At 56.7% G+C, this 20,383-nt stretch carries 15 protein-coding genes; 10 read left to right on the top strand and 5 right to left on the bottom strand.

The features are described 5' to 3' along the window. The first annotated feature begins 66 nt into the window (after window positions 1-66). From H9I52_RS05525 to H9I52_RS05515, 3 genes are all read left to right on the top strand, one after another. On the top strand, window positions 67-1,404 hold the full coding sequence (locus H9I52_RS05525; protein WP_187453009.1) for a cytochrome ubiquinol oxidase subunit I: 1,338 nt from the start codon (window positions 67-69) through the stop codon (window positions 1,402-1,404). Window positions 1,405-1,410: 6 nt separating this feature from the next. Further along, on the top strand, window positions 1,411-2,427 hold the full coding sequence (locus tag H9I52_RS05520; protein WP_187453008.1) for a cytochrome d ubiquinol oxidase subunit II: 1,017 nt from the start codon (window positions 1,411-1,413) through the stop codon (window positions 2,425-2,427). Between the two features lie 294 nt (window positions 2,428-2,721). Then, the gene (locus tag H9I52_RS05515; protein ID WP_187453007.1) at window positions 2,722-5,865 is read left to right on the top strand and encodes an efflux RND transporter permease subunit; all 3,144 of its coding nucleotides are present in this window, start codon (window positions 2,722-2,724) and stop codon (window positions 5,863-5,865) included. Window positions 5,866-5,936: 71 nt separating this feature from the next. Here the strand turns inward: H9I52_RS05515 and H9I52_RS05510 are convergent, their stop codons facing one another. Beyond that, complete coding sequence (locus tag H9I52_RS05510; protein WP_187453006.1) at window positions 5,937-6,878, bottom strand: DUF3078 domain-containing protein; 942 nt, start codon at window positions 6,876-6,878, stop codon at window positions 5,937-5,939. Window positions 6,879-6,982: 104 nt separating this feature from the next. Here H9I52_RS05510 and H9I52_RS05505 point away from each other — a divergent pair, with 104 nt between their 5' ends. After that, window positions 6,983-7,843, top strand: a complete 861-nt coding sequence (locus tag H9I52_RS05505) for a transporter (RefSeq protein WP_187453005.1) — start codon at window positions 6,983-6,985, stop codon at window positions 7,841-7,843. A gap of 49 nt (window positions 7,844-7,892) precedes the next feature. On the opposite strand, the gene H9I52_RS05500 is transcribed toward H9I52_RS05505, so the two are convergent. Beyond that, window positions 7,893-9,251 (bottom strand): M20/M25/M40 family metallo-hydrolase, encoded by a 1,359-nt coding sequence (locus tag H9I52_RS05500; protein ID WP_187453004.1) that lies wholly within the window; start codon window positions 9,249-9,251, stop codon window positions 7,893-7,895. A 100-nt stretch (window positions 9,252-9,351) separates the two neighbouring features. On the opposite strand from H9I52_RS05500, the gene H9I52_RS05495 reads away from it, so the two are divergent. Beyond that, complete coding sequence (locus H9I52_RS05495) at window positions 9,352-9,834, top strand: META domain-containing protein (RefSeq protein WP_187453003.1); 483 nt, start codon at window positions 9,352-9,354, stop codon at window positions 9,832-9,834. Between the two features lie 6 nt (window positions 9,835-9,840). On the opposite strand, the gene H9I52_RS05490 is transcribed toward H9I52_RS05495, so the two are convergent. The 3 genes from H9I52_RS05490 to H9I52_RS05480 all read right to left on the bottom strand — a co-directional run bounded on the left by H9I52_RS05490 (window position 9,841) and on the right by H9I52_RS05480 (window position 15,082). Further along, window positions 9,841-10,605 (bottom strand): hypothetical protein, encoded by a 765-nt coding sequence (locus H9I52_RS05490; RefSeq protein WP_187453002.1) that lies wholly within the window; start codon window positions 10,603-10,605, stop codon window positions 9,841-9,843. A 119-nt stretch (window positions 10,606-10,724) separates the two neighbouring features. Next, window positions 10,725-11,492, bottom strand: a complete 768-nt coding sequence (locus H9I52_RS05485; protein ID WP_187453001.1) for a hypothetical protein — start codon at window positions 11,490-11,492, stop codon at window positions 10,725-10,727. Window positions 11,493-11,632: 140 nt separating this feature from the next. Beyond that, the gene (locus H9I52_RS05480; RefSeq protein WP_139513551.1) at window positions 11,633-15,082 is read right to left on the bottom strand and encodes a pyruvate carboxylase; all 3,450 of its coding nucleotides are present in this window, start codon (window positions 15,080-15,082) and stop codon (window positions 11,633-11,635) included. A gap of 203 nt (window positions 15,083-15,285) precedes the next feature. Here H9I52_RS05480 and H9I52_RS05475 point away from each other — a divergent pair, with 203 nt between their 5' ends. The 5 genes from H9I52_RS05475 to H9I52_RS05455 all read left to right on the top strand — a co-directional run bounded on the left by H9I52_RS05475 (window position 15,286) and on the right by H9I52_RS05455 (window position 20,346). Next, the gene (locus H9I52_RS05475) at window positions 15,286-16,002 is read left to right on the top strand and encodes an SDR family NAD(P)-dependent oxidoreductase (protein WP_187453000.1); all 717 of its coding nucleotides are present in this window, start codon (window positions 15,286-15,288) and stop codon (window positions 16,000-16,002) included. Between the two features lie 21 nt (window positions 16,003-16,023). Beyond that, entirely contained in the window at window positions 16,024-17,340 is a 1,317-nt protein-coding gene (locus H9I52_RS05470) for a cryptochrome/photolyase family protein (RefSeq protein ID WP_187452999.1), read from the top strand. 48 nt (window positions 17,341-17,388) lie between these two features. After that, window positions 17,389-18,021 (top strand): TetR/AcrR family transcriptional regulator, encoded by a 633-nt coding sequence (locus H9I52_RS05465; protein ID WP_139513554.1) that lies wholly within the window; start codon window positions 17,389-17,391, stop codon window positions 18,019-18,021. Continuing rightward, complete coding sequence (locus tag H9I52_RS05460) at window positions 18,021-19,391, top strand: ABC1 kinase family protein (RefSeq protein WP_187452998.1); 1,371 nt, start codon at window positions 18,021-18,023, stop codon at window positions 19,389-19,391. Before H9I52_RS05465 ends, H9I52_RS05460 begins: the two co-directional genes overlap by 1 nt. A gap of 76 nt (window positions 19,392-19,467) precedes the next feature. After that, on the top strand, window positions 19,468-20,346 hold the full coding sequence (locus H9I52_RS05455) for a dienelactone hydrolase family protein (protein WP_187452997.1): 879 nt from the start codon (window positions 19,468-19,470) through the stop codon (window positions 20,344-20,346). Window positions 20,347-20,383: the final 37 nt, after the last annotated feature.

Genomic DNA, 20,383 nt, shown 5'->3' with positions numbered 1-20,383 from the left:
AGCACTTGGGTTAGGTGCTTCAACCAGCGGCCCTTACTTTGCCGCGTTGCACGAAATTTCCTTGTCATGGATGATTTTTTTGCTGCCCGGTCGCAAATGGCGTTGTCACTGGGGTTTCACATTATCTACGCCTGCATCGGCATGGTGATGCCGTTTTTCATGGCGGTGTCGCACTTCCGTTGGCTCCGCACCCACGACGTTGTTTACCAGAACCTTACGAAAGCCTGGAGCAAAGGCGTCGCCATCTTTTTTGCCACCGGTGCCGTGTCGGGCACCATGCTTTCCTTCGAATTGGGGTTGCTCTGGCCCCAGTTTATGGAGCACGCCGGACCGATATTTGGGATGCCGTTTTCGCTGGAGGGAACGGCATTTTTTATTGAAGCCATCGCCCTCGGCTTCTTCCTATACGGCTGGAACCGCTTCAATCCATGGTTCCACTGGTTTACGGGTGTCGTGGTGGGTATCAGCGGGTTAGCATCGGGCATTCTGGTGGTCGCGGCCAATTCGTGGATGAACAGTCCCGCAGGTTTCGACTACGTGAATGGCCAGTACCTCAACATCGACCCGATGGCGGCCATGTTTAATCGGGCCTGGCTATCGCAGTCCATTCACATGACCATTGCGGCTTTTGCCGCCACGGGTTTCGCCGTAGCGGGTGTGCACGCGCTCATGTTGCTACGCGGAAAAAACGTGGTATTTCACCAACGTGCTTTCGCCATCGCGGCGGCATTTGGGGCGGTGGCGGCCATTTTGCAGCCCCTCAGCGGCGACTTTTCGGCCAAAGACGTAGCCAAGCGGCAGCCCGCCAAGCTGGCCGCCATGGAAGCCCTTTTTCAGACGGAGAAGCCGGCGGCATTGGTGCTGGGCGGCGTGCCCGACGAAAAAAACCAACGCGTTGATTACGCCATTAAAGTCCCCGGAATGCTCAGTTTTCTGGCCCACGGCAATTTTCAGCAGGAAGTGCAGGGCCTCGACCGCATCCCGCGCGCCGACCGGCCGCCGGTGCTGGTGCCGCATTTTGCGTTTCAGATTATGGTGGGGCTGGGCACGTTTCTGATGGCGGTGTCGGCGCTGTATTTCTTTGCCTTGTGGCGAAAAAAGGCTTGGCTGCGCAGCAAATGGCTGTTGCGGCTGTTTGTGGCGGCTATTCCGCTTGGGTTTATAGCGGTCGAGGCGGGCTGGACGGTGACGGAAGTCGGCCGCCAACCCTGGATCATCTACGGGGTGATGCGCACCCGCGACGCCGTGACGCCCATGCCGGGCATTCAGTATTCCTTTTACGTGTTTACGGCGGTGTATTTGGTGCTGAGCTTTTTGGTCATCTTCCTGCTGTCGCGGCAAATTCAGATGGTACCCAAGCTCTACGACCGGCCCGATCGCCCTCTACAACCTGCTTTAGCTTAAGTACTTATGCACTACGTAGTTGTTGCTTATCTGTGCTTGGCACTCTTGCTGTATCTGGTGCTGGGCGGCGCCGATTTTGGGGCCGGCATCATTGAGCTGTTCACGCCTCACCGTCACCGCCGCGTGGCCCGCCAGACCATGTACCACGCCATTGGCCCGATTTGGGAAGCCAACCACATGTGGCTGATCATTGCCGTAGTGATTCTGTTTGTGGCATTTCCGCGCATTTATAGCGTGATGTCGGTGTCGCTGCATATCCCATTGGTTATCATGTTGTTAGGCATTATCGCCCGCGGCACGGCCTTCGTGTTTCGTAGCTACGATGCCGTGAAGGACAACATGCAGGGCGTTTACAGCCGCATCTTCACGTATTCCAGCTTTGTTACGCCGCTGTTTCTGGGCATCATTGCGGCCAGCGTGCTGTCGGGCACCATCAACTTACAGGCTACCACGTTTTTAGATGCGTACGTGTTTAGCTGGCTGCACTGGTTTTCGGTGGCGGTTGGCTTTTTTACGGTGGCGCTGTGTGGCTACCTAGCTTCGGTGTACCTGATCGGCGAAGCCACCGACGAGATCAACCGGCAGCGGTACATCGCCAAAACGATGCGCCTGAATATCATTGCGGTAGCCTGCGGGGCGCTGGTGTTTGCGGCGGCGCATTTTCAGGGGGTGCCGCTGCTTAACTGGATTTTTGGCAACGCGGTGGGCGTTACGGCGGTGGTGCTGGCTACGCTGTCATTGGGGCTGCAATGGTATTTGTTGCTGCACGGCCACGACATCATTCCGCGTTTGCTGGCGGGCTTCCAGGCAACCATGATTTTGCTGGCCATTGGCTACAAGCACTTTCCCGATTTCATCATTCTGCGTGGAGGCGGTACGCTGTCTTTGTTCACGCAAAACGCCCCGGAAAGCACTATGCATGCCCTCGGCCTGGCCCTGCTCCTAGGCAGCGTCCTGATTTTGCCAGCTTTAGGCTATCTCTACTACAGCTTCCAGAAGAAGGAAGAGTTCGCCGAGCATTGAGCCTCTATACCTAGAATACCTAGACCCTCATGCTTCGCTGCGCTCTGCATGAGGGTCTGTTTTAGATGTATTTCAAGTACAATCATTTGATAATCAATTCTTTATAAAAATCTTATCTCCATCTGAAGCGAGGGCTTTTGTTGTCTGTGCTTCCCTATAAGGGCTTCCTGTCCAGCTTTGCCTTCACGAAATCCTCACTGTAAGGGGCTGAATTTCGGGGTAAATAGGTGCGTAGGCGACGTTGCGGACTTTTCCGGGCGGGGTTGCCGGTTCGCCCGCGCTATTCTTTCACTTATGGGCAGATTTATTCAAAGCATTGTGGCCTTTTCGCTGAAGAACCGATTCTTCGTGTTCTTCATGACGGCCTTGTTAATTGCGGGGGGTGCGTACAGCTACATGCACACGCCGATCGAAGCGTTTCCGGACGTGACGAACACGCAAATTATCATCGTGTCGCAGTGGCCGGGCCGCTCGGCGCAGGAAGTCGAGCGCTTCGTGTCGGTGCCGATTGAGGTGGCCATGAACTCGGTGCAGAAGAAGTCTAACATGCGCTCAATCAGCATGTTCGGCTTGTCAGTGCTGAAGATCAACTTCGACGACGACGTCGACGATTTCTTCGCCCGCCAACAAGTGAATAACCTGCTGGCCGGCGTGAAGCTGCCCGAAGGCTGCGACTCCGACGTGCAGCCGCCCTACGGCCCTACCGGCGAGATTTTCCGCTACACCGTGCAGAGCAACCGCGGGCGCAATACCAATGACTTGCTCGCCATTCAGGACTGGGTGGTGGAGCGGCAGCTGAAGTCGGTGCCCGGCGTGGCCGACATTGCCGCGTTTGGCGGCACCAAGAAAACTTACGAGATCACGGTTGATCCGGGCCAGCTCCAGAAGTTCGATCTGACGCCGCTGGAGGTGTTTCAGGCCGTGCAGAAGAGCAATATCAACGTCGGCGGCGACGTAATTGAGAAGAACTCGCAGTCGTATGTGGTGCGAGGCATTGGCCTGCTCAACAACACCGAGGACATCGGCAACATCATCGTCAAGGACATCAACAGCACCCCGATTCTGGTGCGCAACGTGGCCAGCGTAACGGAGGGCTCGCTTCCGCGCGTGGGTCAGGCCGGCCTCGACGACAATAGCGACGTGGTGGAAGGCATCGTGATTATGCGCAAGGGCGAGAACCCAGCCGAGGTGCTCAAACGCGTAAAAGACAAGATTGAAGACCTGAATACCAAGGTGTTACCCGCCGACGTGAAGCTCGTCACCTTCTACGACCGCGACGTGCTCATGGACCACTGCACGCACACCGTGATCCACAACCTGATCGAGGGCATCGTGCTGGTAACGCTGATCGTGTTCTTGTTCATGGCCGACTGGCGCTCGACGCTTATTGTGGGCGTAGTGGTGCCGCTGGCCTTGCTGTTTGCTTTTATCTGCTTACGGCTTAAAGGCATGAGCGCCAACCTGTTATCCATGGGCGCTATCGACTTCGGCATCATCATTGACGGGGCCGTGGTCATGGTGGAAGGCATTTTTGTGGTGCTTGATCATAAGGCGCACAAAGTTGGGATGCCGGTGTTTAACAAGCTGGCCAAAATGGGCATCATCAAGAAAACCGGCGGCGAGCTAGGCAAGGCTGTGTTCTTTTCTAAGCTCATCATTCTCACGTGCTTACTGCCCATTTTCGCCTTTGAGAAAGTGGAAGGCAAGATGTTCTCGCCGCTGGCCTACACGCTGGGCTTTGCATTGGTCGGCGCGCTTATTCTGACGCTGACGCTGGTGCCGGTGCTGAGCAGCATTTTGCTCAACAAGAACGTGAAGGAGAAGAACAACCCGCTAGTCAACTTCTTCGATCGCATTGTCACCAAGGGCTTTGCTTGGACTTACACCCACAAACGGGTGAGTTTGCTGACGGCCTTTACCGTGATGGCCGTAACGCTGTATTCGTTCACGTTCTTGGGCACCGAGTTTTTGCCGGAGCTGAACGAAGGCGCGCTGTGGGTGGAAACCAAGCTGCCGATGTCGTCGTCGCTGACGGAAACGAACAAAATGGCGGCCAACTACCGCCGCATTCTGCGCTCGTTCCCGGAGGTGCAATCGGTGCTTTCCCAGACGGGCCGCTCCAACGACGGCACCGACCCGTCGGGCATTTATTACGTGCAGGCGCAGGTCAACCTCTACCCCAAAGAGGAATGGAAGCGCGACATCACAAAGGAGGAGCTGATTGACGAAATGGATGCCAAGCTGAAGGAGTATCCGGGCATCGTGTTCAACTACTCGCAGCCCATCATCGACAACGTGGAGGAAGCCGTAGCGGGCATCAACGCGGCCCTGGCCGTGAAGATTTTTGGCAACGACCTGCAAGCCATCGACGACAAAGCCGACTCCGTGATGACCATCCTCAAAACCGTGCGCGGCGTGAAGGACTTGGGCATTTTGCGCAACCTCGGCCAGCCAGAATTAAGCATTCATCTAAACGAAGGGCGCATGGCCGCCTATGGCGTACAAGCCTCTGACGCACAAGCCGTTATCGAAATGGCCATTGGAGGTAAAGCGGCCACCCAACTCTACGAAGGTGAGCGCAAGTTCGACGTGCGTATCCGCTACCCCAAGCAATACCGCTCGACCGAAGATGAAATTCGGGAGCTGCGCGTGCCAACCATCCGGGGCACGAAGGTGGCACTCAAGGAAATTGCCGATGTGAAGACCGTCAACGGTCCAGCCTCGGTGTATCATGATAACGGTCAGCGCTTTATCGCGGTGAAGTTTTCCATCCGCGACCGCGACATGGGCTCGACCATCGCCGAAGCGCAGGAGAAAGTCAACCGCCAGATTCACCTGCCCAAAGGCTACAGCATTGCCTGGGCCGGCGAATTTGAAAACCAAGTGCGCGCGACCAACCGCCTCGAGCAAGTAGTACCTATCTCGCTGGTAATCATCTTCATTCTGCTGTTCATCACCTTCGGCAATGCCAAAGATGCGGGCCTAGTGCTCATCAACGTACCCTTCGCCCTGATCGGCGGCATCGTGGCCCTGCACCTGACGCACATCAACTTCAGCATCTCGGCGGGCATCGGGTTCATTGCCTTGTTCGGCATTTGCATCCAAAACGGCGTGATTCTGATTACGGTGTTCAAGCAAAACCTGCGCAAGAAGCTCTCGCTCGCCGAATCGTTGCGCGCCGGCGTGGCCTCGCGCGTGCGCCCCGTCGTGATGACGGCCATGATGGCCATGATTGGTTTGTTTCCGGCGGCTCTGAGCACCGGCATCGGCTCGGAAACGCAGAAACCGCTGGCCATCGTCGTGATCGGCGGCTTGGTGTCGGCCACGGTGCTCACGCTGCTGATTTTCCCGCTCGTATTTGACTGGGCCTACCGCGAAATGCACCAAGATGCTCCTTCCGCACCCGTATCCGAAGAGAATCAGCTGGTTACGGCATAACGGTCAATGCCTTCCCGCCCTCTTAAAGGGGCGGGAAGGCATTATATTGTAAATACCTTACAATCAAGTATTTACTTTTTATCGTCGCTGTAGTTCTGGATGGTATAGAGGAAACCGAGTGTCAGGCCCTGGCTATATTGCAACCCCCGATCCTGGTCGTAATCGTAGAGCATGATACCGGTTAGCGCCACGTTGATGTAGCGATTCACTTTGGCAGTAAGGCCGGCATCCAAGCGGTGATCGATGCGGCGCAGAGCGAAGTTGTCGCCATAGTTGGCGAAAAGTAGATAACGGGCTTTCAGATTTACGTTCTTGGCGATGTCCTTGTCGAACTCGGCCAACACTTGCGCCGCCAAGACCTCAAACCGGGTAGAATGCCCGGGGCGCACACCGTAGGGCCGATCGCCTAGAGCTTCCATAAACCGCTGATTACGACCAACTATCGTGAGGCGCGGTGCAAACGGTGACAGCCGCACCTTGAAGTAATCAGTTGGATGGTACTCGAAGCCGTATGCGGCCGTAACATAGGCTGGCGCAAACGTGGACGACAGGATCTGCGCCCGCTCGTTGCCGTTGGCGTCCTTGCTGTACTTGTAGCCAGCCGCAAACTGCGTCAGCAGGTTCAGGGATACAAACGTATCCCAATGCGGACTAAGGCTGCGGCCGTATTTGGTATCCAGAAAAATGCGGTCGAGGTTCTTGCGGTAGCCTTGCCCCTTGTTCGATACGAAAGCGTAGAGCAGGTCGGCTTCGTTGTCCCAACTGGCGGCGTCAAGCTTGTAATTGGCCTTCGCATTCAAGAGCGTATTGAGGCCGAACGAATTGACTCCCCCGCCCCGCCAATTCGACGACAGCGTGGCTTCGGTGAAATTAAGACCGGCCTTGAAGCTTCTCTTCCAAAGCGGATCGGGGGGCAGAGCGGTGGTCGAATCAACGACGACGACCTGGGCGGAAGCTTGCTGCACCAATGCCAAGCCTGCAGCTACAAGCAGCCCAATAAAAACACGTTTCATAACCCTCAGATTTCGTGACACGAAAATTAAAAATTATCCTAATATACTAATGTATCTATATAAACACCGGTCGAACTTTCTCGTCTTTACCGGTGTCGGAGGGGATGCGCAAGACCACTCTGCTGACCGCCGCCGGGCTTATGCTCGCCGGCCCGGCCCGCACCCTGGCCCAAACTGTTGACAAGGAAATCGGTAACGCCGACACGCCTTTCGCCCACAACATCCGCCCCGACCGCCCCGGTCAAACGGTGACCACCAACATGCTTCGACCCGGCCAGGTGCAGCTCGAAACCGGCATCCTCCGCTTCGAGCCCGCCGACCCCAGCTTGGGCACTCGCCGCTCGCTTTCCACGGCGCTGCTGCGTGTGGGCTTCTTCAACCACATCGAGTTACGGGCCTCGCAGGGCTACCTACACGCCCTACCGACCGCTACCGGCCGCCCCGAAAACGGCGTTCCGATGCCCGGTTTTCCGGCGGGCTTTATGCCGCTCACGGTTGGGGCTAAGTTTTTGGCATCGACCAACCAAGATGCTCGCTCCCAAGTAGTTGTGTTGACCGAAATGACCCTTCCTAACGGCGATGCTTCCTTCACCAACAAAGCCTACGAGCCGGCAGCACGCCTATTGATCTCGCAGCAATTGGGCGAACGTTTTGGCCTGGAAGCCAACCTTGGTTTTCGGCAACGCGGCTTCAAAGCCGCCGATACCAAAGTGGGCCAATACTTGGGCACGCTGGCGCTCAACGGGCCGCTGGGCCGCAGCTTTGGCTTCTTCGCCGAAACCTACGCCACTTGGCGGCAAACGGAAAAATTGGCACCGGGTCTTACTTCGGGCCTGTACTGGCGACCACTCCCCGGCCTGCGCCTCGACGCCACGGCTGGGCAAGGCTTTGGCGGACCTACCAACGGCTTTTCGGTTGGGGCCGGCCTGAGCATGCGCGTGGGCGGCAATAAAGTAACTAATTGATTATCAATTAGTTACTTTATTGCCGCCCACGGCTTTATTAGGTAGTGTACTACGGCCGCTGCCCTACGCTCTCGGGCGCAATGCGCTGAGGCGTTTGCTGGCCGGCCACAATGCCGGTTGCGCTGCGCGCAATGGCGGTGATCACGGCCGTCATGTTGGCCAAATCGAGGCTTTCCACTTCGTCGTCGACGGAATGGTAGAGCTTGTCGGTCGGGATTTGGTCGGTGCTGATAGTGTGCGCCGGTACGCCGAGGCGAGCCAGTGTGGCGTTATCGGAGCGATAAAACAGGTTTTGCTCGGGGTACGGATCGGGCTCGAAGCGGAAGGGCGTGCCTTGCAGGTTTTGCTGGAGCAACTTGCCAAAATCCGAGCGCTCGTAGCCGGTGATGAAGGCCGTATTCGGGCCGAACTTGGCCACTTTGCCAATCATTTCGATGTTGAACATCGCCACCACTTTGGCCGGATCGACTTGCTTGGAGAAATACTGCGAACCAAAGCCGCCGATTTCTTCGGCCGCGAAGGCCACAAACACCAACGTACGGGCGTTTTTCTTTTTCTTCTTGAAATACTCGGCCAACGCCACTACGGCCGTCGTGCCGCTGGCGTCGTCGTCGGCGCCGTTGGCGATGGAGTCGCCGGCCACGGGCCGGATGGTGCCCAAGTGGTCGTAATGCCCCGAAAACACCACCATTTCAGCGGCTTGCGCCTTGTCTTTGGCGCGACCGGGCAGCACGCCCACCACGTTGCGCAGCTCCACGGGCCGCACGGTGGACGTGGCCTTCACCTGAAACGTGACCTTGCCATCGGCCGGCGCCGGAGCCAGCACCACCACGCACGAATTGGGACCGGGCTGCTCAGGCCGTACGGAGCCCTGCCGCAAGTAAGCTGCTAGCTGCTGGAAGCGGGCCCGGTGCGCCGGATCGACCAAGACCAGCGTGTTTTCGCGCAACGCCAGCAACGGCCGCACCGTCTGCATGGGGTTGGCTTCCTGTGCGCCCACAATCACCACGCGCGCCGGCGTGGCATCGGCCTCCGACCAATTGACCTGCGCCTGCCCCGACGCAATGGCGGCATTTTCGGCGGGCACCGCAGCACCGTTCAGCGTTACCGCCAGCGTTTGGGGCTTGGTTTCGTACACCGAAAAAGTTTGCTCGAAGCCTGTAAGACCCGTAATAGGCTGCAAGCCAATGCGTCTGAACTCCGCAGACAAAAATTGGGCAGCTTTCAGGCCGCCGGGCTGGGTGGAGGCTCTACCCTGCATATCGTCGGCAGTCAGCGCCCGGACTACGCGCTCCACGGTAGCGGCTGAGACACCAGCCGGCAGCTTAGCAGATTTAGGCGCGAGGTTTTGGGCAACAGAAGTGAAACCAAAACAGGTTAAGAGAATTATGAAAAGGGGTTTCTGCATGGTCGAAGGTAAAAACTTTGGGTAGTGTTGAGCTTCACTCGTTATTCACATGGCGAAGCAATTATATCACTTGATTTTTCAACCGTTTAATGCTGTGAACATGATCTCATCTTTGCTTCGTTACAGCTGGCTTTTCGGCGTCTGCTGCCTGCTGCTGGCGGCTTGCCAAAGCGCTCAGCCAGCCGCTTCCAACACCGGTTCCAGCTCAGCATCGGCAAAGCCCGACTCGCCCCTGCTCAATACCCGGTGGGTAGTTCGGCAGCTCAATGGCGCGCCCGTAACGGTGCCCGAAGGAGGCCGGGAGCTGTACCTACTCCTGCGCCTAGGCGAGAGTCACGTTGCAGAGGGCAATGCCGGTTGCAATCGCTTTTCGGGGCGCTTTGTAGCTTCTGAGCCGAACGGACTGAGCATAAGCAATTTGCTTTCAACCAAAATGGCTTGCCCTCAGCTTGACACCGAAAATCTTATGATGCGCAGCTTAGAACAAGTAACTCATTATGAGCTACATAGTGATAACTTAGCCCTGTATGGCTCCGACAGCGCCCAACCCCTTCTGACGCTTCAGGCGGTTGTGTTGCGCTGAGCTACGCTATTGTCCTTCGGCGGCGCGCAGCAGCGAAGCAGCATCTTCAGCCGTTTTGAGCGGCCGCTTGCTGCTTTCAGCTTTTAGCGCCGGGGCCAGGCTGGGCGCGGCGGCCTGCAAGGCTTTCAGGTTGAGTTTGACAGGCGCAACCGCGCCTTCGGGTGAGCGCAGGTAATAAATCGATTTGTCGGTTAGCTCATCGAAGCGCTGGTCGGTGCTGTAGGCGCCTTTGTAGTCGGCTTTCTCCATTTCCTTGGCGTAACGACGCAGCAGGGAATACTTGCCTTCGTAGAGCACTTCCACAAATTCGGCCTTTTGGGTAGCGACGGGGGCTTCGGCAAAGCGGCGGAACTGCCGTACGCGGGGCTGCCCGGTAGCCACGTCGGGTGCCGAAGGATCGGTCAGGGCGAAGCCCGTCACTTTGTTGGCATCCAGCAGCAGCGAATCGGGCCGGGACGGGTCGCGGATCAGAAGGCGCTGCTTGAACACATCGTACTTCAGCAAAACCGACGCCACCGGAATATTGGAAGTCAGGGCCAGCTTGGCCGGCAGCCACCTCGGAATCGCGTAGGGAGTACCTTTGATGCCTTCGTAACGGTTGTCGAAAACCATAGCGGTATTGCTGGACCCAGCTAAGGCCCGCAGGTTTTCATTGGCATTAAGGCCAAGTTTGGCGGGGTCGAGCCCCGCTTGCTGCGCCAAAGCGCCGGTGGCCGTCAGAAGCGATAACGCGGATAAGGAAGCTGCAAACAACTGTGCGCGAACAGACATAAATAGTACGTTGGTAAGAAAAACTATACAACGTACGAATATAGGCTTTCCTGTTCGGCACAAGCACAATTCGTTGTACTTTCTCCGGATAGTGTCCCTTGCCGGGTTAGACCGCAGGACTATTTTGCCTTATCAAGAGTTCGGAGGAGAGTGATCAATTCTTGCTCCGTACCGATCTGCCGATGTCCGGTTTCGCCCTGTAATGGAGCGGCCAGTTCAGGCGCTGCCGCCGCTAACGACTTCGTATTCAGCTCGATGCCTACCACACTACCGGTGGGCCGCCGCAGAAAGTACTGAATCTGGTCGATCATCTCATCCGTGCGCCGGTCTTGGCTGTAGGCACCCATGTAATTAGCCTTGACCAGCTGCTTGCCGTAGCGTTTTAGCAATGCATAGCGGCCTTCGTAAAGGGATTCCACAAATTCGTTGGCTTGCATCGACACGGGCGCTTCCGCAAACCGCCGAAATTGGTGGACCCAAGGCCCTTGCGTGGCCGGTTCGAAGGCCCCCGAATCGATGAGGGTAAAACGGGCAATGCGGCGCGAATCGATAAGCAACGAATCGCGTTTATCCGGCGACTTGATGTAAAACTGTTGCTGGTAAGCATCGAATTTCAGTGCGCCCACGTGCAGCTTGGCGTTGGAAGTCATCACCAGATCGGCAGGCAGCCAGCGCGAAAACGCAAAAGGCGTCCCCCTGATGCCTTCGTAGCGGTTGTCGTAAGCAATCACGTTGGCCCCGCGGGTAAGATCCTTCAGATTTTCGGTGGCTTGCACTCCCATTTTGGCAGGATCGTACACCTGTGCTGCTGCCCGCGAGGCCACAAGTAGCAGCACAGGTGCACTCAGCAGAAAGCCGAAGAACTTCGAAGTAGAAAGGTGCTTCATATTCGCCCGAAGAAAAACGCTTTTTGAATATAAGTTTTTCTTCGGTCAGCGCACTGCACAAAAGATATTTTATCCATAAATGTCTGATTATTAGATATTTATGGATAAAATATCAAAGATTACTAGCTCTTCTTACACAATTACCCCAGCGTCAGCACCAAATCGTCGGCGTTTACCAGCGTGCCTTCACCTAGGTGCAGACTTTGCACGGTCGTATCGTCGGGAGCAGTGATGGTGGTTTCCATTTTCATCGCCTCGATGATGAACAGTGGCGTATTGCGCTTCACCTGCTGCCCGTTTTGCACCAGCACTTTCGAGAGCATGCCTTGCAGCGGCGCCCCTATCTGCTTGGGGTTGCCCTTGTCGATTTTGGCGTTGCGTATGGTCTTGACTTCTACGGCTTTATCGCGCACTTCCAGGTTACGCGTCTGGCCGTTGAAGGAGAAGAAAATGGTGCGGCAGCCGTCGTCGTTGGGCTCCCCTACCGAGCGCAGCTTCACAATCACCGACTTGCCGCGCGCAATATCGATGATGGTTTCCTCGCCGGGTTTCAGGCCGTAGAAAAACACTAACGTCGGCACCAACGACACATCGCCATACTGCTGATAATGAGACCAGTACTGCTCGAATACCTTTGGGTAGAGCAGGTACGAAAGCAGATCGGTGAACTTGGCGCCCGACCCGAACTTCTCCTCAAATTTTTTCCACTCCTCGTCGAAATCGATGGGCGCCAGGTGTTCGTTGGGCCGGTCGGTGAAGGGCTTCTCGTCTTTGAGAATGAGTTTCTGCAATTCAGCGGGCCAGCCTCCTTCGGGCTGCCCGATGTCGCCGCGAAACAGCGACTGCACCGACTCCGGGAAGTTCAGCGCCTGCCCGCGCTCCAACACGTCTTGTGTCGTCAGGTTGTTGGTGACCATGTACAGGGCCATGTCGCCCACCACTTTCGACGAAGGCGTCACTTTCACGATGTCGCCAAACAGCGCATTGACGTCGGCAAAGGTCTTTTTGACCAACTCGAATTTATCGCCCAAGCCCAGCGCCGCCGCCTGCGGACGCAGGTTGGAGTACTGCCCGCCCGGAATCTCGTGCTGAAACACCTCCGACGTACCGGCCTTCAGGCCCGACTCAAACGGGTAGTAATACTCCCGCACTGTTTCCCAGTAATTGGAGAACTCGTTGAGCGACTGCTGGTTAAACTCACGGTGCCGGGGCTGACCGCGCAGCATTTCCACCACGCTGTTGAAGTTGGGCTGCGAGGTGAGGCCCGAGAGCGAGCCGATTGCCACGTCAATCACATCCACGTTGGCTTCCACGCCCTTCAGGTACGTGGCCGCCTGCAACGACGAGGTGTCGTGGGTATGCAGGTGAATAGGCAGGCTTACCGTATCTCGCAGAGCACCAATGAGTTCGGTGGCCGCATACGGCTTGAGCAAACCGGCCATATCCTTGATGCACAGGATGTGCGCCCCCGCTTCTTCGATCTGCTTGGCTAACCGCGTATAGTACTGGAGGTTGTATTTCTGGTTGCGCTTGGGGTCGAGGATATCGCCAGTGTAGCAGATGCTGGCCTCGGCCAAGCCTTGCGTTTTGTTGCGCACAAACCCAATACACGACTCCATGCCGGGCATCCAGTTGAGCGAGTCAAAAATGCGGAATACATCGACGCCGGTTTCCCAGGCCTGCTGCACAAACCGCTCGATCAGGTTGTCGGGATACGCTTTGTAGCCCACGCCGTTGGCGCCCCGGATGAGCATTTGCAGCAGAATGTTGGGCACCGCCTTCCGGATTTGAGCCAGCCGCTCCCACGGGTCTTCGTGCAGAAAACGCAGGGCCACGTCGAAGGTAGCGCCGCCCCAGACTTCCATGGAAAAGGTCTGCGGATGCATTTTGGCGAAGCGCTCGGCCACTTTCATCATGTCGAAGGTGCGCATGCGCGTAGCCAGCAGGCTTTGGTGCGCATCGCGGAACGTGGTGTCGGTGTAATGAATCTGGGGGTCGGCGCGGAGCCATTTGGCAAAGGCATCGGGTCCAAGCTCCGTCAGCTTGTCTTTGGTGCCGGGCGTAAAGGGCGCGGAGCGGTCGTATTCGGGCAGGTGAGGTTTGCGCAAATCGTGGCGCTCGTCCATCAGGTTTTTGACATCAGGATTGCCATTTACGATGATGTCGCCGATGAATTGCAAAAACCGCGTGCCCCGGTCCTGCCGGGCCTTGAACTTGAACAGTTCCGGGTGATCCTTGATGAAATCAACATTAGCGCTGCCGCTGACAAAGTCGGGGTGCGAGATGATATTCTGCAGAAACTGGATGTTGGTGTGCACCCCGCGAATGCGAAACTCATCGAGCGTGCGCGACATGCGCGAGGCGGCGTTGGGCAGCGTGCGCGCCTGCGCCGACACCTTCACCAGCAACGAATCGAAGAAGGGCAAAATCTTAGCGCCCTGAAACACAGAGCCTTGGTCGAGGCGAATGCCAAACCCGCCCGCCGAGCGGTACGCTACGATGGTGCCGTAGTCGGGCTTGAAGTCTTCCTCGGGGTTCTCGGTAGTGATGCGGCACTGAATGGCCACCCCAATTTTAGGCGGCTTCGTATCGGGGCCCAGCCCGATTTTGGGGTCCGCCAACTCACAGCCATCGGCGATGTAAATCTGGGTCTTGATCAAGTCAATTCCCGTAATCATCTCTGTAACAGTATGCTCTACCTGAATGCGCGGATTGACTTCGATGAAGTAAATGCGGTCGTGCTCGGGGTTGACCAAGAACTCGACCGTGCCTACGTTGTTGTAGTTCACGGCCTTGCCCAGCCGCAGCGCGTAGTCGTAGAGCTTCTCGCGCAGGTGATCGGGCAGCGAAATGGCCGGAGCGATTTCCACCACTTTCTGGAAGCGTCGCTGCACCGAGCAATCGCGCTCGTATAGGTGCACAATGTTACCGTAGCTGTCGGCGACCAGCTGCACTTCGATGTGCTTGGGCTTCTCGACAAACTTCTCCAGAAACACGGTGTTGTCGCCGAACGCCTTTAAGGCTTCGTTGCGGGCTTCAAAGAAGCCTTTTTCCAGTTCCTCGTCGTCGCGGATGATGCGCATGCCGCGCCCGCCGCCGCCCGCCGCTGCCTTCAGCATCACGGGGTAGCCAATGCGGCTGGCTTCGTCGCGGGCCGTTTCGAAGTCGTTGAGTTCTTTTTCGCTGCTCTCGATGATGGGCACCTCGCATTGCACGGCCACTTCCTTGGCCCGCACCTTGTCGCCGAGCGCCTCCATTACTTCCGGCCGCGGCCCGATGAAAATGATGCCTTCCTCTTGGCAGCGCCGGGCAAGCGTAGCATTTTCCGAGAGAAAACCATAGCCGGGGTGAATGGCGTCGACCCCGTTCTCCTTGGCTACCAGCAAGATCCCCTCAATATCCAGATAGGGTTTGAGCGGCTCGTCGTCGCGGCCCACTTGGTAGGCTTCATCGGCTTTGTAGCGGTGCAGCGAGTAACGGTCTTCGTAGGTATAGATGGCGACCGTTTGGATACCCAATTCCGTGGCCGCCCGCAACACGCGGATTGCAATTTCGCCGCGGTTGGCAACCATCAATTTGCGGATTTTCATACTCGGTAGAGAGTTGTGGCAGAAAGGGAAGGTTGAAGACGAAAGCAGGAGCGAAGGAGTGAAGCAATAAAATTCAGCGAATTTTTGCTAGAAGCTATTTTTCGCAGACCTCTTATTCTACATAATCGCGGTTTAAGTTACGTCTTTCAAACTTTCATCCTACAGGTCAGTTTGTTAAGCCGAACCTCAACCTTGGCTCCAATATGGATTTTTCCGAAAAAAACATTCTCCTTGTTGGAGCATCTTCCGGCATTGGGCTGGCCACCGCGCAGCTTCTGCACACGCTGGGCGCCCATTTGTTTACGGCTTCCCGCCACCTTTCTCCCGAATTGGCTGAGTTACAAACCACTCATTATGAGGTAGATGCAACCCAAGTAATTGCACCTGCCACCTTCGATACGTTGCCGGAGGTATTGCACGGCGTAGTGTATTGCCCCGGCAGCATCAAGCTGCGGCCGTTTGAACGAATCCCACTGGACGATTTTCGCGGCGATTTCGAATTAAATGTGCTTGGGGCCGTGCAGGTATTGCAGCTGACAATGAAGCGATTAAAGAAAGCCAACGGGGCTTCGGTCGTCCTTTTCAGCACCGTAGCCGCCGATACGGGCATGGCATTTCACACGAGCATTGCTACCGCCAAAGCCGCCGTGGAAGGCCTTACCCGCGCGCTGGCGGCCGAGTATGCGGCCAGCAATATTAGGGTGAACGCCATTGCGCCTTCGCTGACCGATACGCCGTTGGCGGCCTCGCTGCTCAACACGCCCGAAAAAGCCGAAGCCAGCGCCAAACGTCACCCGTTGCAGCGCATCGGCCAGCCGAAAGACCTCGCTTACATGGCCTCGTTCCTCCTCTCCGACCACGGAAGCTTCATTACCGGACAAATATTGCCCGTTGACGGCGGCATGTCACGCCTTAAGTAATTTATTGATATACTGATATTTATGAAAATAGCGTTGTTCTGGCACCGCCGCGACTTGCGCTTTCACGACAATGCTGGCCTTACGGCGGCTTTGCAGAGCGGCTTACCGGTTGTGCCGCTGTTTATCTACGATTCGGATATTCTGGAGGCGCTGCCTAGCCCCCGTGACGCCCGCGTAACGTTCATCTATGACGAAGTAGAAAAACTGGCGCAGCAGGCGCAGCAAGCCGGCGGCACACTGCTGGCGCTTTACGGAAAGCCCGTTGAGGTAATCAGCAGACTAATAGCCGAATACGAAGTAGCCGCCGTTTATACCAACGAAGATTACGAGCCGCACGCCACCGAGCGCGACACGGCGATTGCTGAGTTGCTTGCGCAGCGCGGCATTCTGTTTTCGCAGCACAAGGACCAAGTCATTTTTGCTAAGAACGAGGTGCTGACCAAATCCGGGACGCCGCACAAAAACTTCAGCACCTACCGCAATGCTTGGCTGGAGCGCCTGCGCGACGAACATTTACAACCGTATCCGTCGGCCGAGCTTTTTCCGGCTCATCTAACCCAACTCCCCGCTGCTCCGCCCCGCCCGACGCTGGCCGAAATGGGCTTTGAGCGCTACGAGCAGTATGTGCCCGTAAGCGAGCTACCGGCCGAAGAAATTGTGCGCAACTACCACGCTACCCGCAACTTCCTCGGCCGCGTCGATAGCACTACGAGGCGTAGTGTGCAGCTGCGGTTTGGTACGCTGAGTGTGCGGCAGCTCATGGCCCAAGCGCGTGAGCTAAATCCCAAGCTGTTGGCGGAGCTTATCTGGCGCGATTTCTTTATGATGCTGCTCTGGCACTTTCCATTTACCGCCACCGAGAGCTACGACCCGAAGCTGCGCCGCGTGCCCTACCGCAACAACGAAGAGGAATTTCGGCGGTGGTGCGAGGGCCGCACCGGCTACCCGCTCGTGGACGCCGGTATGCGCGAACTCAACCAAACCGGCTACCTCCACAACCGCGCCCGCATTGCCACGGCCGGCTTTCTGGTGAAGCATTTACTCATCGATTGGCGCTGGGGCGAGCGATATTTTGCCGACAAGCTGCTGGATTACGACCAGGCCATTAACGTGGGCAACTGGCAGTGGATGGCGGGTACGGGCGCGGTGGCAGCGCCTTGGTTTCGGGTGTATAGCCCTCAGAGTCAGCAAGAACAATACGACCCGGAGCTTGCTTCGGCGTGGCAATGGATACCGGAGTTTGGCACCTGCGAATATCCTAAGCCCATGGTCGACCACAAGTTTGCCCGCGAACGCGCCATTACCACGCTGCGCGCCGCCCGTAAGCAGACAGAATAAGCCGTTGCCCAACAACTTTGCCCCGCCTGAAGTGGTTGTAATTGAGCTATGGAAAAAGAACGCATCAAACAGGCTTACCTCGATTACGTGCTGCGCAAAGGCCACGCGCCGGCGTCGGTGTTTAAGCTCACCAAGAAGCTGGGGCTGCCGGAAGTCGAGTTTTACCGCTACTACGCGACTTTCGAAGCCATTGACCGCGATATCTGGGCTGATTTCAGCCGCCAATCGCGCGAGCGTGCTTCCAAAGAGCCGGTGTGGGAAACCTACGGAGCCCGCGAAAAGCTGCTGAGCTATTACTATACGCTGCTCGAAATTCTGAAGCAAAACCGCAGCTACGCGCTCATGTCGCTGCACCGGCACATGCCGCGCGTGCCGGGCCTGACGCCGCGCATCCTCGACGATTTCCGGCAGGATTTTGAGCAGTTTGTGCGCGAACTGCTCCGCGAAGGCCACCGAACCGAAGAAGTAGCCCGCCGGCCGAAGCTCGAAGATGGCTACCCACGGGCGTTCTGGCAGCAGGCGCTGTTTGTGCTGGGGTATTTTGCCAAAGACGACTCGCTGAACTTCGAACGCACCGACGCGGCCGTTGAAAAAGCCGTTACCCTGAGCTTCGATCTGGTAGGCCGTAATTCGCTGGATTCGGCGCTTGATCTGGCTCGCTTCCTGTTGCACCGCCGCTAATGTCAGAGCTTTCAACCCCGCCCGAAACTTCAGGACCAGATACGTCCGGCTTCGAGGCGCCCGAATCGGTTAGCCAACAACTTGATTCATTGCCAATTACAAAAGTGGCACGGGCGGCTCGCTTCGCCAAAACCGGCTTTAAAGTCGGGGCCAATTACGTCAAGCATTACGCCCGCCGCTCGGTAGGCGCCGAAAGCACTACCGAAGACCTACACGCCGCCAACGCTGCCGAGCTCTACGGCGCGCTTAGCGAGATGAAAGGCTCGGTGCTGAAGGTAGCCCAGATGCTGGCAATGGAGAAAAATATGCTGCCCCGCGCCTACTCCGATCAGTTTGCGCAGGCGCAGTATCAAACCCCACCGTTGTCGGGGCCCTTGGTAATCAAGGTGTTTCGCGATTCGCTCGGCCGTTCGCCTTACGAAGTGTTTGATGAGTTTGACATCAACGCCCGGCAGGCGGCAAGCATTGGGCAGGTGCATTTTGCCCGAAAAGATGGCCGGGAGTTGGCCGTGAAAGTGCAATACCCCGGCGTGGCCGACAGCATCCGGTCCGACATTCGGTTGGTCAAGCCCATTGCCTTGCGCGTGCTGGGCCTCGACGAAGCGCAGGTGCGGCCTTACCTAGAGGAAGTAGAAGCGCGCCTGCTCGAAGAAACCGATTACAAGCTGGAGCTACGCCGTGGCACCGAAATCGCGGCGTTGTGCGCGGAGTTGCCTCATTTGCAGTTCGCACGCTATTACCCCGAATTTTCCTCGGCTCGCATCCTGACCATGGACTGGCTGCCCGGCCAGCACCTGAAAGAATTCTTAGCAACCAATCCTGCGCAAGCCGTGCGCAACCAACTCGGGCAGGCGCTGTGGGATTTTTATAACCATCAGATTAACAATCTGTTGCAAGTTCATGCCGACCCGCATCCCGGCAACTTCCTGTTGCAGGAAAAAGACGGGGGCACCGTGGGCGTGCTGGATTTTGGGTGCGTGAAGAACATTCCGGCCGAGTTTCACCAACGCTTCTTCGCGCTGCTGGCGGCTGAGTCGCTGACGGATGCTACCCGGTTTGAAACCTTACTGACGGAACTCGGCGTGTTGCGCCCCGACGATGCGCCGGCTCAGCGCGAGCTTTACCTGCGTACCATACGGGCGTCGCTGGAACTAGTGGGGCGCCCGTTCCGCCAAGCCACCTTCGATTTTGGCGACGAATCCTATATGCAGGCCCTTTACGCCTTGAGCGATGACCTGATGCAGCAACCCGAGCTTCGTCAGCAACGTGAACCGCGTGGTTCTGAGCATTTTATATACGTCAACCGGACGTATGTTGGGCTATATTCGCTCCTGACCGAGCTGAAAGCCGCAGTACGCACTACAAGCTAAGACGTTGAACATCAGCTAGTTCTTGTTTTATAATCCTGAACACAAACACATCTATTACTCACCCAAAAATTCCCTCATGAAAAAAATCTGGACTCTATGCATCACGCTCCTGAGCGTGGTGACAATGGCTTCGGCCCAAAAAGCCACCAGCCAAAGCACGCTGAGCTGCTGCGCCAAGCCCGGCGGCCCCACCGCGACCGAAGCCTTTGCAATGCTGGCTTCTGACAAAGACTTTTCCGGCGGTCACGACGCTCCCCTGCCCTATTCGTATGAGGGTGAGGGCCAGATGATTGAATACAAAACCACGGACGGGCAATCTGCTAAGGCTTTTGAGATCAAGAGCAACACCCGCTCCGACAAGTACCTGTTTGTGATCCACGAATGGTGGGGGCTGAACGACTACATCAAGAAGGAAGCCGCCACGTTTGCTAGCGAACTCCCCGGTGTAAACGTCATTGCCTTAGACCTTTACGATGGCCAAGTGGCTACCACTCCCGATGAAGCCGGCAAAATAATGCAGGGCGTCAAAACGGATCGGGCCCAGGCTATCATCAAAGGGGCCATTATGTATGCTGGGCCAAATGCCAAAATTGCCTCCATTGGGTGGTGCTTCGGCGGCGGCTGGTCGCTGCAAACCGCCCTCATGGCCGGCCCGAAAGCCGCGGCCTGCGTGATGTACTACGGCATGCCAGAAAAGGACGTCGCCAAGCTTAAAACCTTGAATACGGACGTGTTAGGCATTTTTGCCTTGCAGGACAAAGGCATTTCTCCCCAGATTGTGGAGCAGTTTCAGAAGGACATGGCTGCTGCCAAGAAAAAGCTAACTGTAAAGAACTACGATGCGGTGCACGCTTTCGCCAACCCTTCCAACCCCAAGTACAACCAGCAGTACGCTGCTGATGCGCATGCGCTGGCACTGGCGTATCTGCGTAAGAACTTAAAGCTCAAGAGCTAACCTCTACACTTTTGCTTTTACAGCAAGCCTCCGTCAC

The sequence above is a fragment of the Hymenobacter sp. BT491 genome (assembly GCF_014349165.1).
In the GTDB taxonomy this organism is placed as follows: domain Bacteria; phylum Bacteroidota; class Bacteroidia; order Cytophagales; family Hymenobacteraceae; genus Hymenobacter; species Hymenobacter jejuensis.
The sequence above is the reverse complement of the archived record's forward strand: the minus strand, read 5'-3'. Positions and strand labels throughout refer to the sequence as shown.

Coding starts and splice junctions, on each gene's coding strand:
- H9I52_RS05525 (WP_187453009.1), top strand. CDS start 67: ATGGATGATTTTTTTGCTGCCCGGTCGCAAATGGCGTTGTCACTGGGG.
- H9I52_RS05520 (WP_187453008.1), top strand. CDS start 1,411: ATGCACTACGTAGTTGTTGCTTATCTGTGCTTGGCACTCTTGCTGTAT.
- H9I52_RS05515 (WP_187453007.1), top strand. CDS start 2,722: ATGGGCAGATTTATTCAAAGCATTGTGGCCTTTTCGCTGAAGAACCGA.
- H9I52_RS05510 (WP_187453006.1), bottom strand. CDS start 6,878: ATGAAACGTGTTTTTATTGGGCTGCTTGTAGCTGCAGGCTTGGCATTG.
- H9I52_RS05505 (WP_187453005.1), top strand. CDS start 6,983: ATGCGCAAGACCACTCTGCTGACCGCCGCCGGGCTTATGCTCGCCGGC.
- H9I52_RS05500 (WP_187453004.1), bottom strand. CDS start 9,251: ATGCAGAAACCCCTTTTCATAATTCTCTTAACCTGTTTTGGTTTCACT.
- H9I52_RS05495 (WP_187453003.1), top strand. CDS start 9,352: ATGATCTCATCTTTGCTTCGTTACAGCTGGCTTTTCGGCGTCTGCTGC.
- H9I52_RS05490 (WP_187453002.1), bottom strand. CDS start 10,605: ATGTCTGTTCGCGCACAGTTGTTTGCAGCTTCCTTATCCGCGTTATCG.
- H9I52_RS05485 (WP_187453001.1), bottom strand. CDS start 11,492: ATGAAGCACCTTTCTACTTCGAAGTTCTTCGGCTTTCTGCTGAGTGCA.
- H9I52_RS05480 (WP_139513551.1), bottom strand. CDS start 15,082: ATGAAAATCCGCAAATTGATGGTTGCCAACCGCGGCGAAATTGCAATC.
- H9I52_RS05475 (WP_187453000.1), top strand. CDS start 15,286: ATGGATTTTTCCGAAAAAAACATTCTCCTTGTTGGAGCATCTTCCGGC.
- H9I52_RS05470 (WP_187452999.1), top strand. CDS start 16,024: ATGAAAATAGCGTTGTTCTGGCACCGCCGCGACTTGCGCTTTCACGAC.
- H9I52_RS05465 (WP_139513554.1), top strand. CDS start 17,389: ATGGAAAAAGAACGCATCAAACAGGCTTACCTCGATTACGTGCTGCGC.
- H9I52_RS05460 (WP_187452998.1), top strand. CDS start 18,021: ATGTCAGAGCTTTCAACCCCGCCCGAAACTTCAGGACCAGATACGTCC.
- H9I52_RS05455 (WP_187452997.1), top strand. CDS start 19,468: ATGAAAAAAATCTGGACTCTATGCATCACGCTCCTGAGCGTGGTGACA.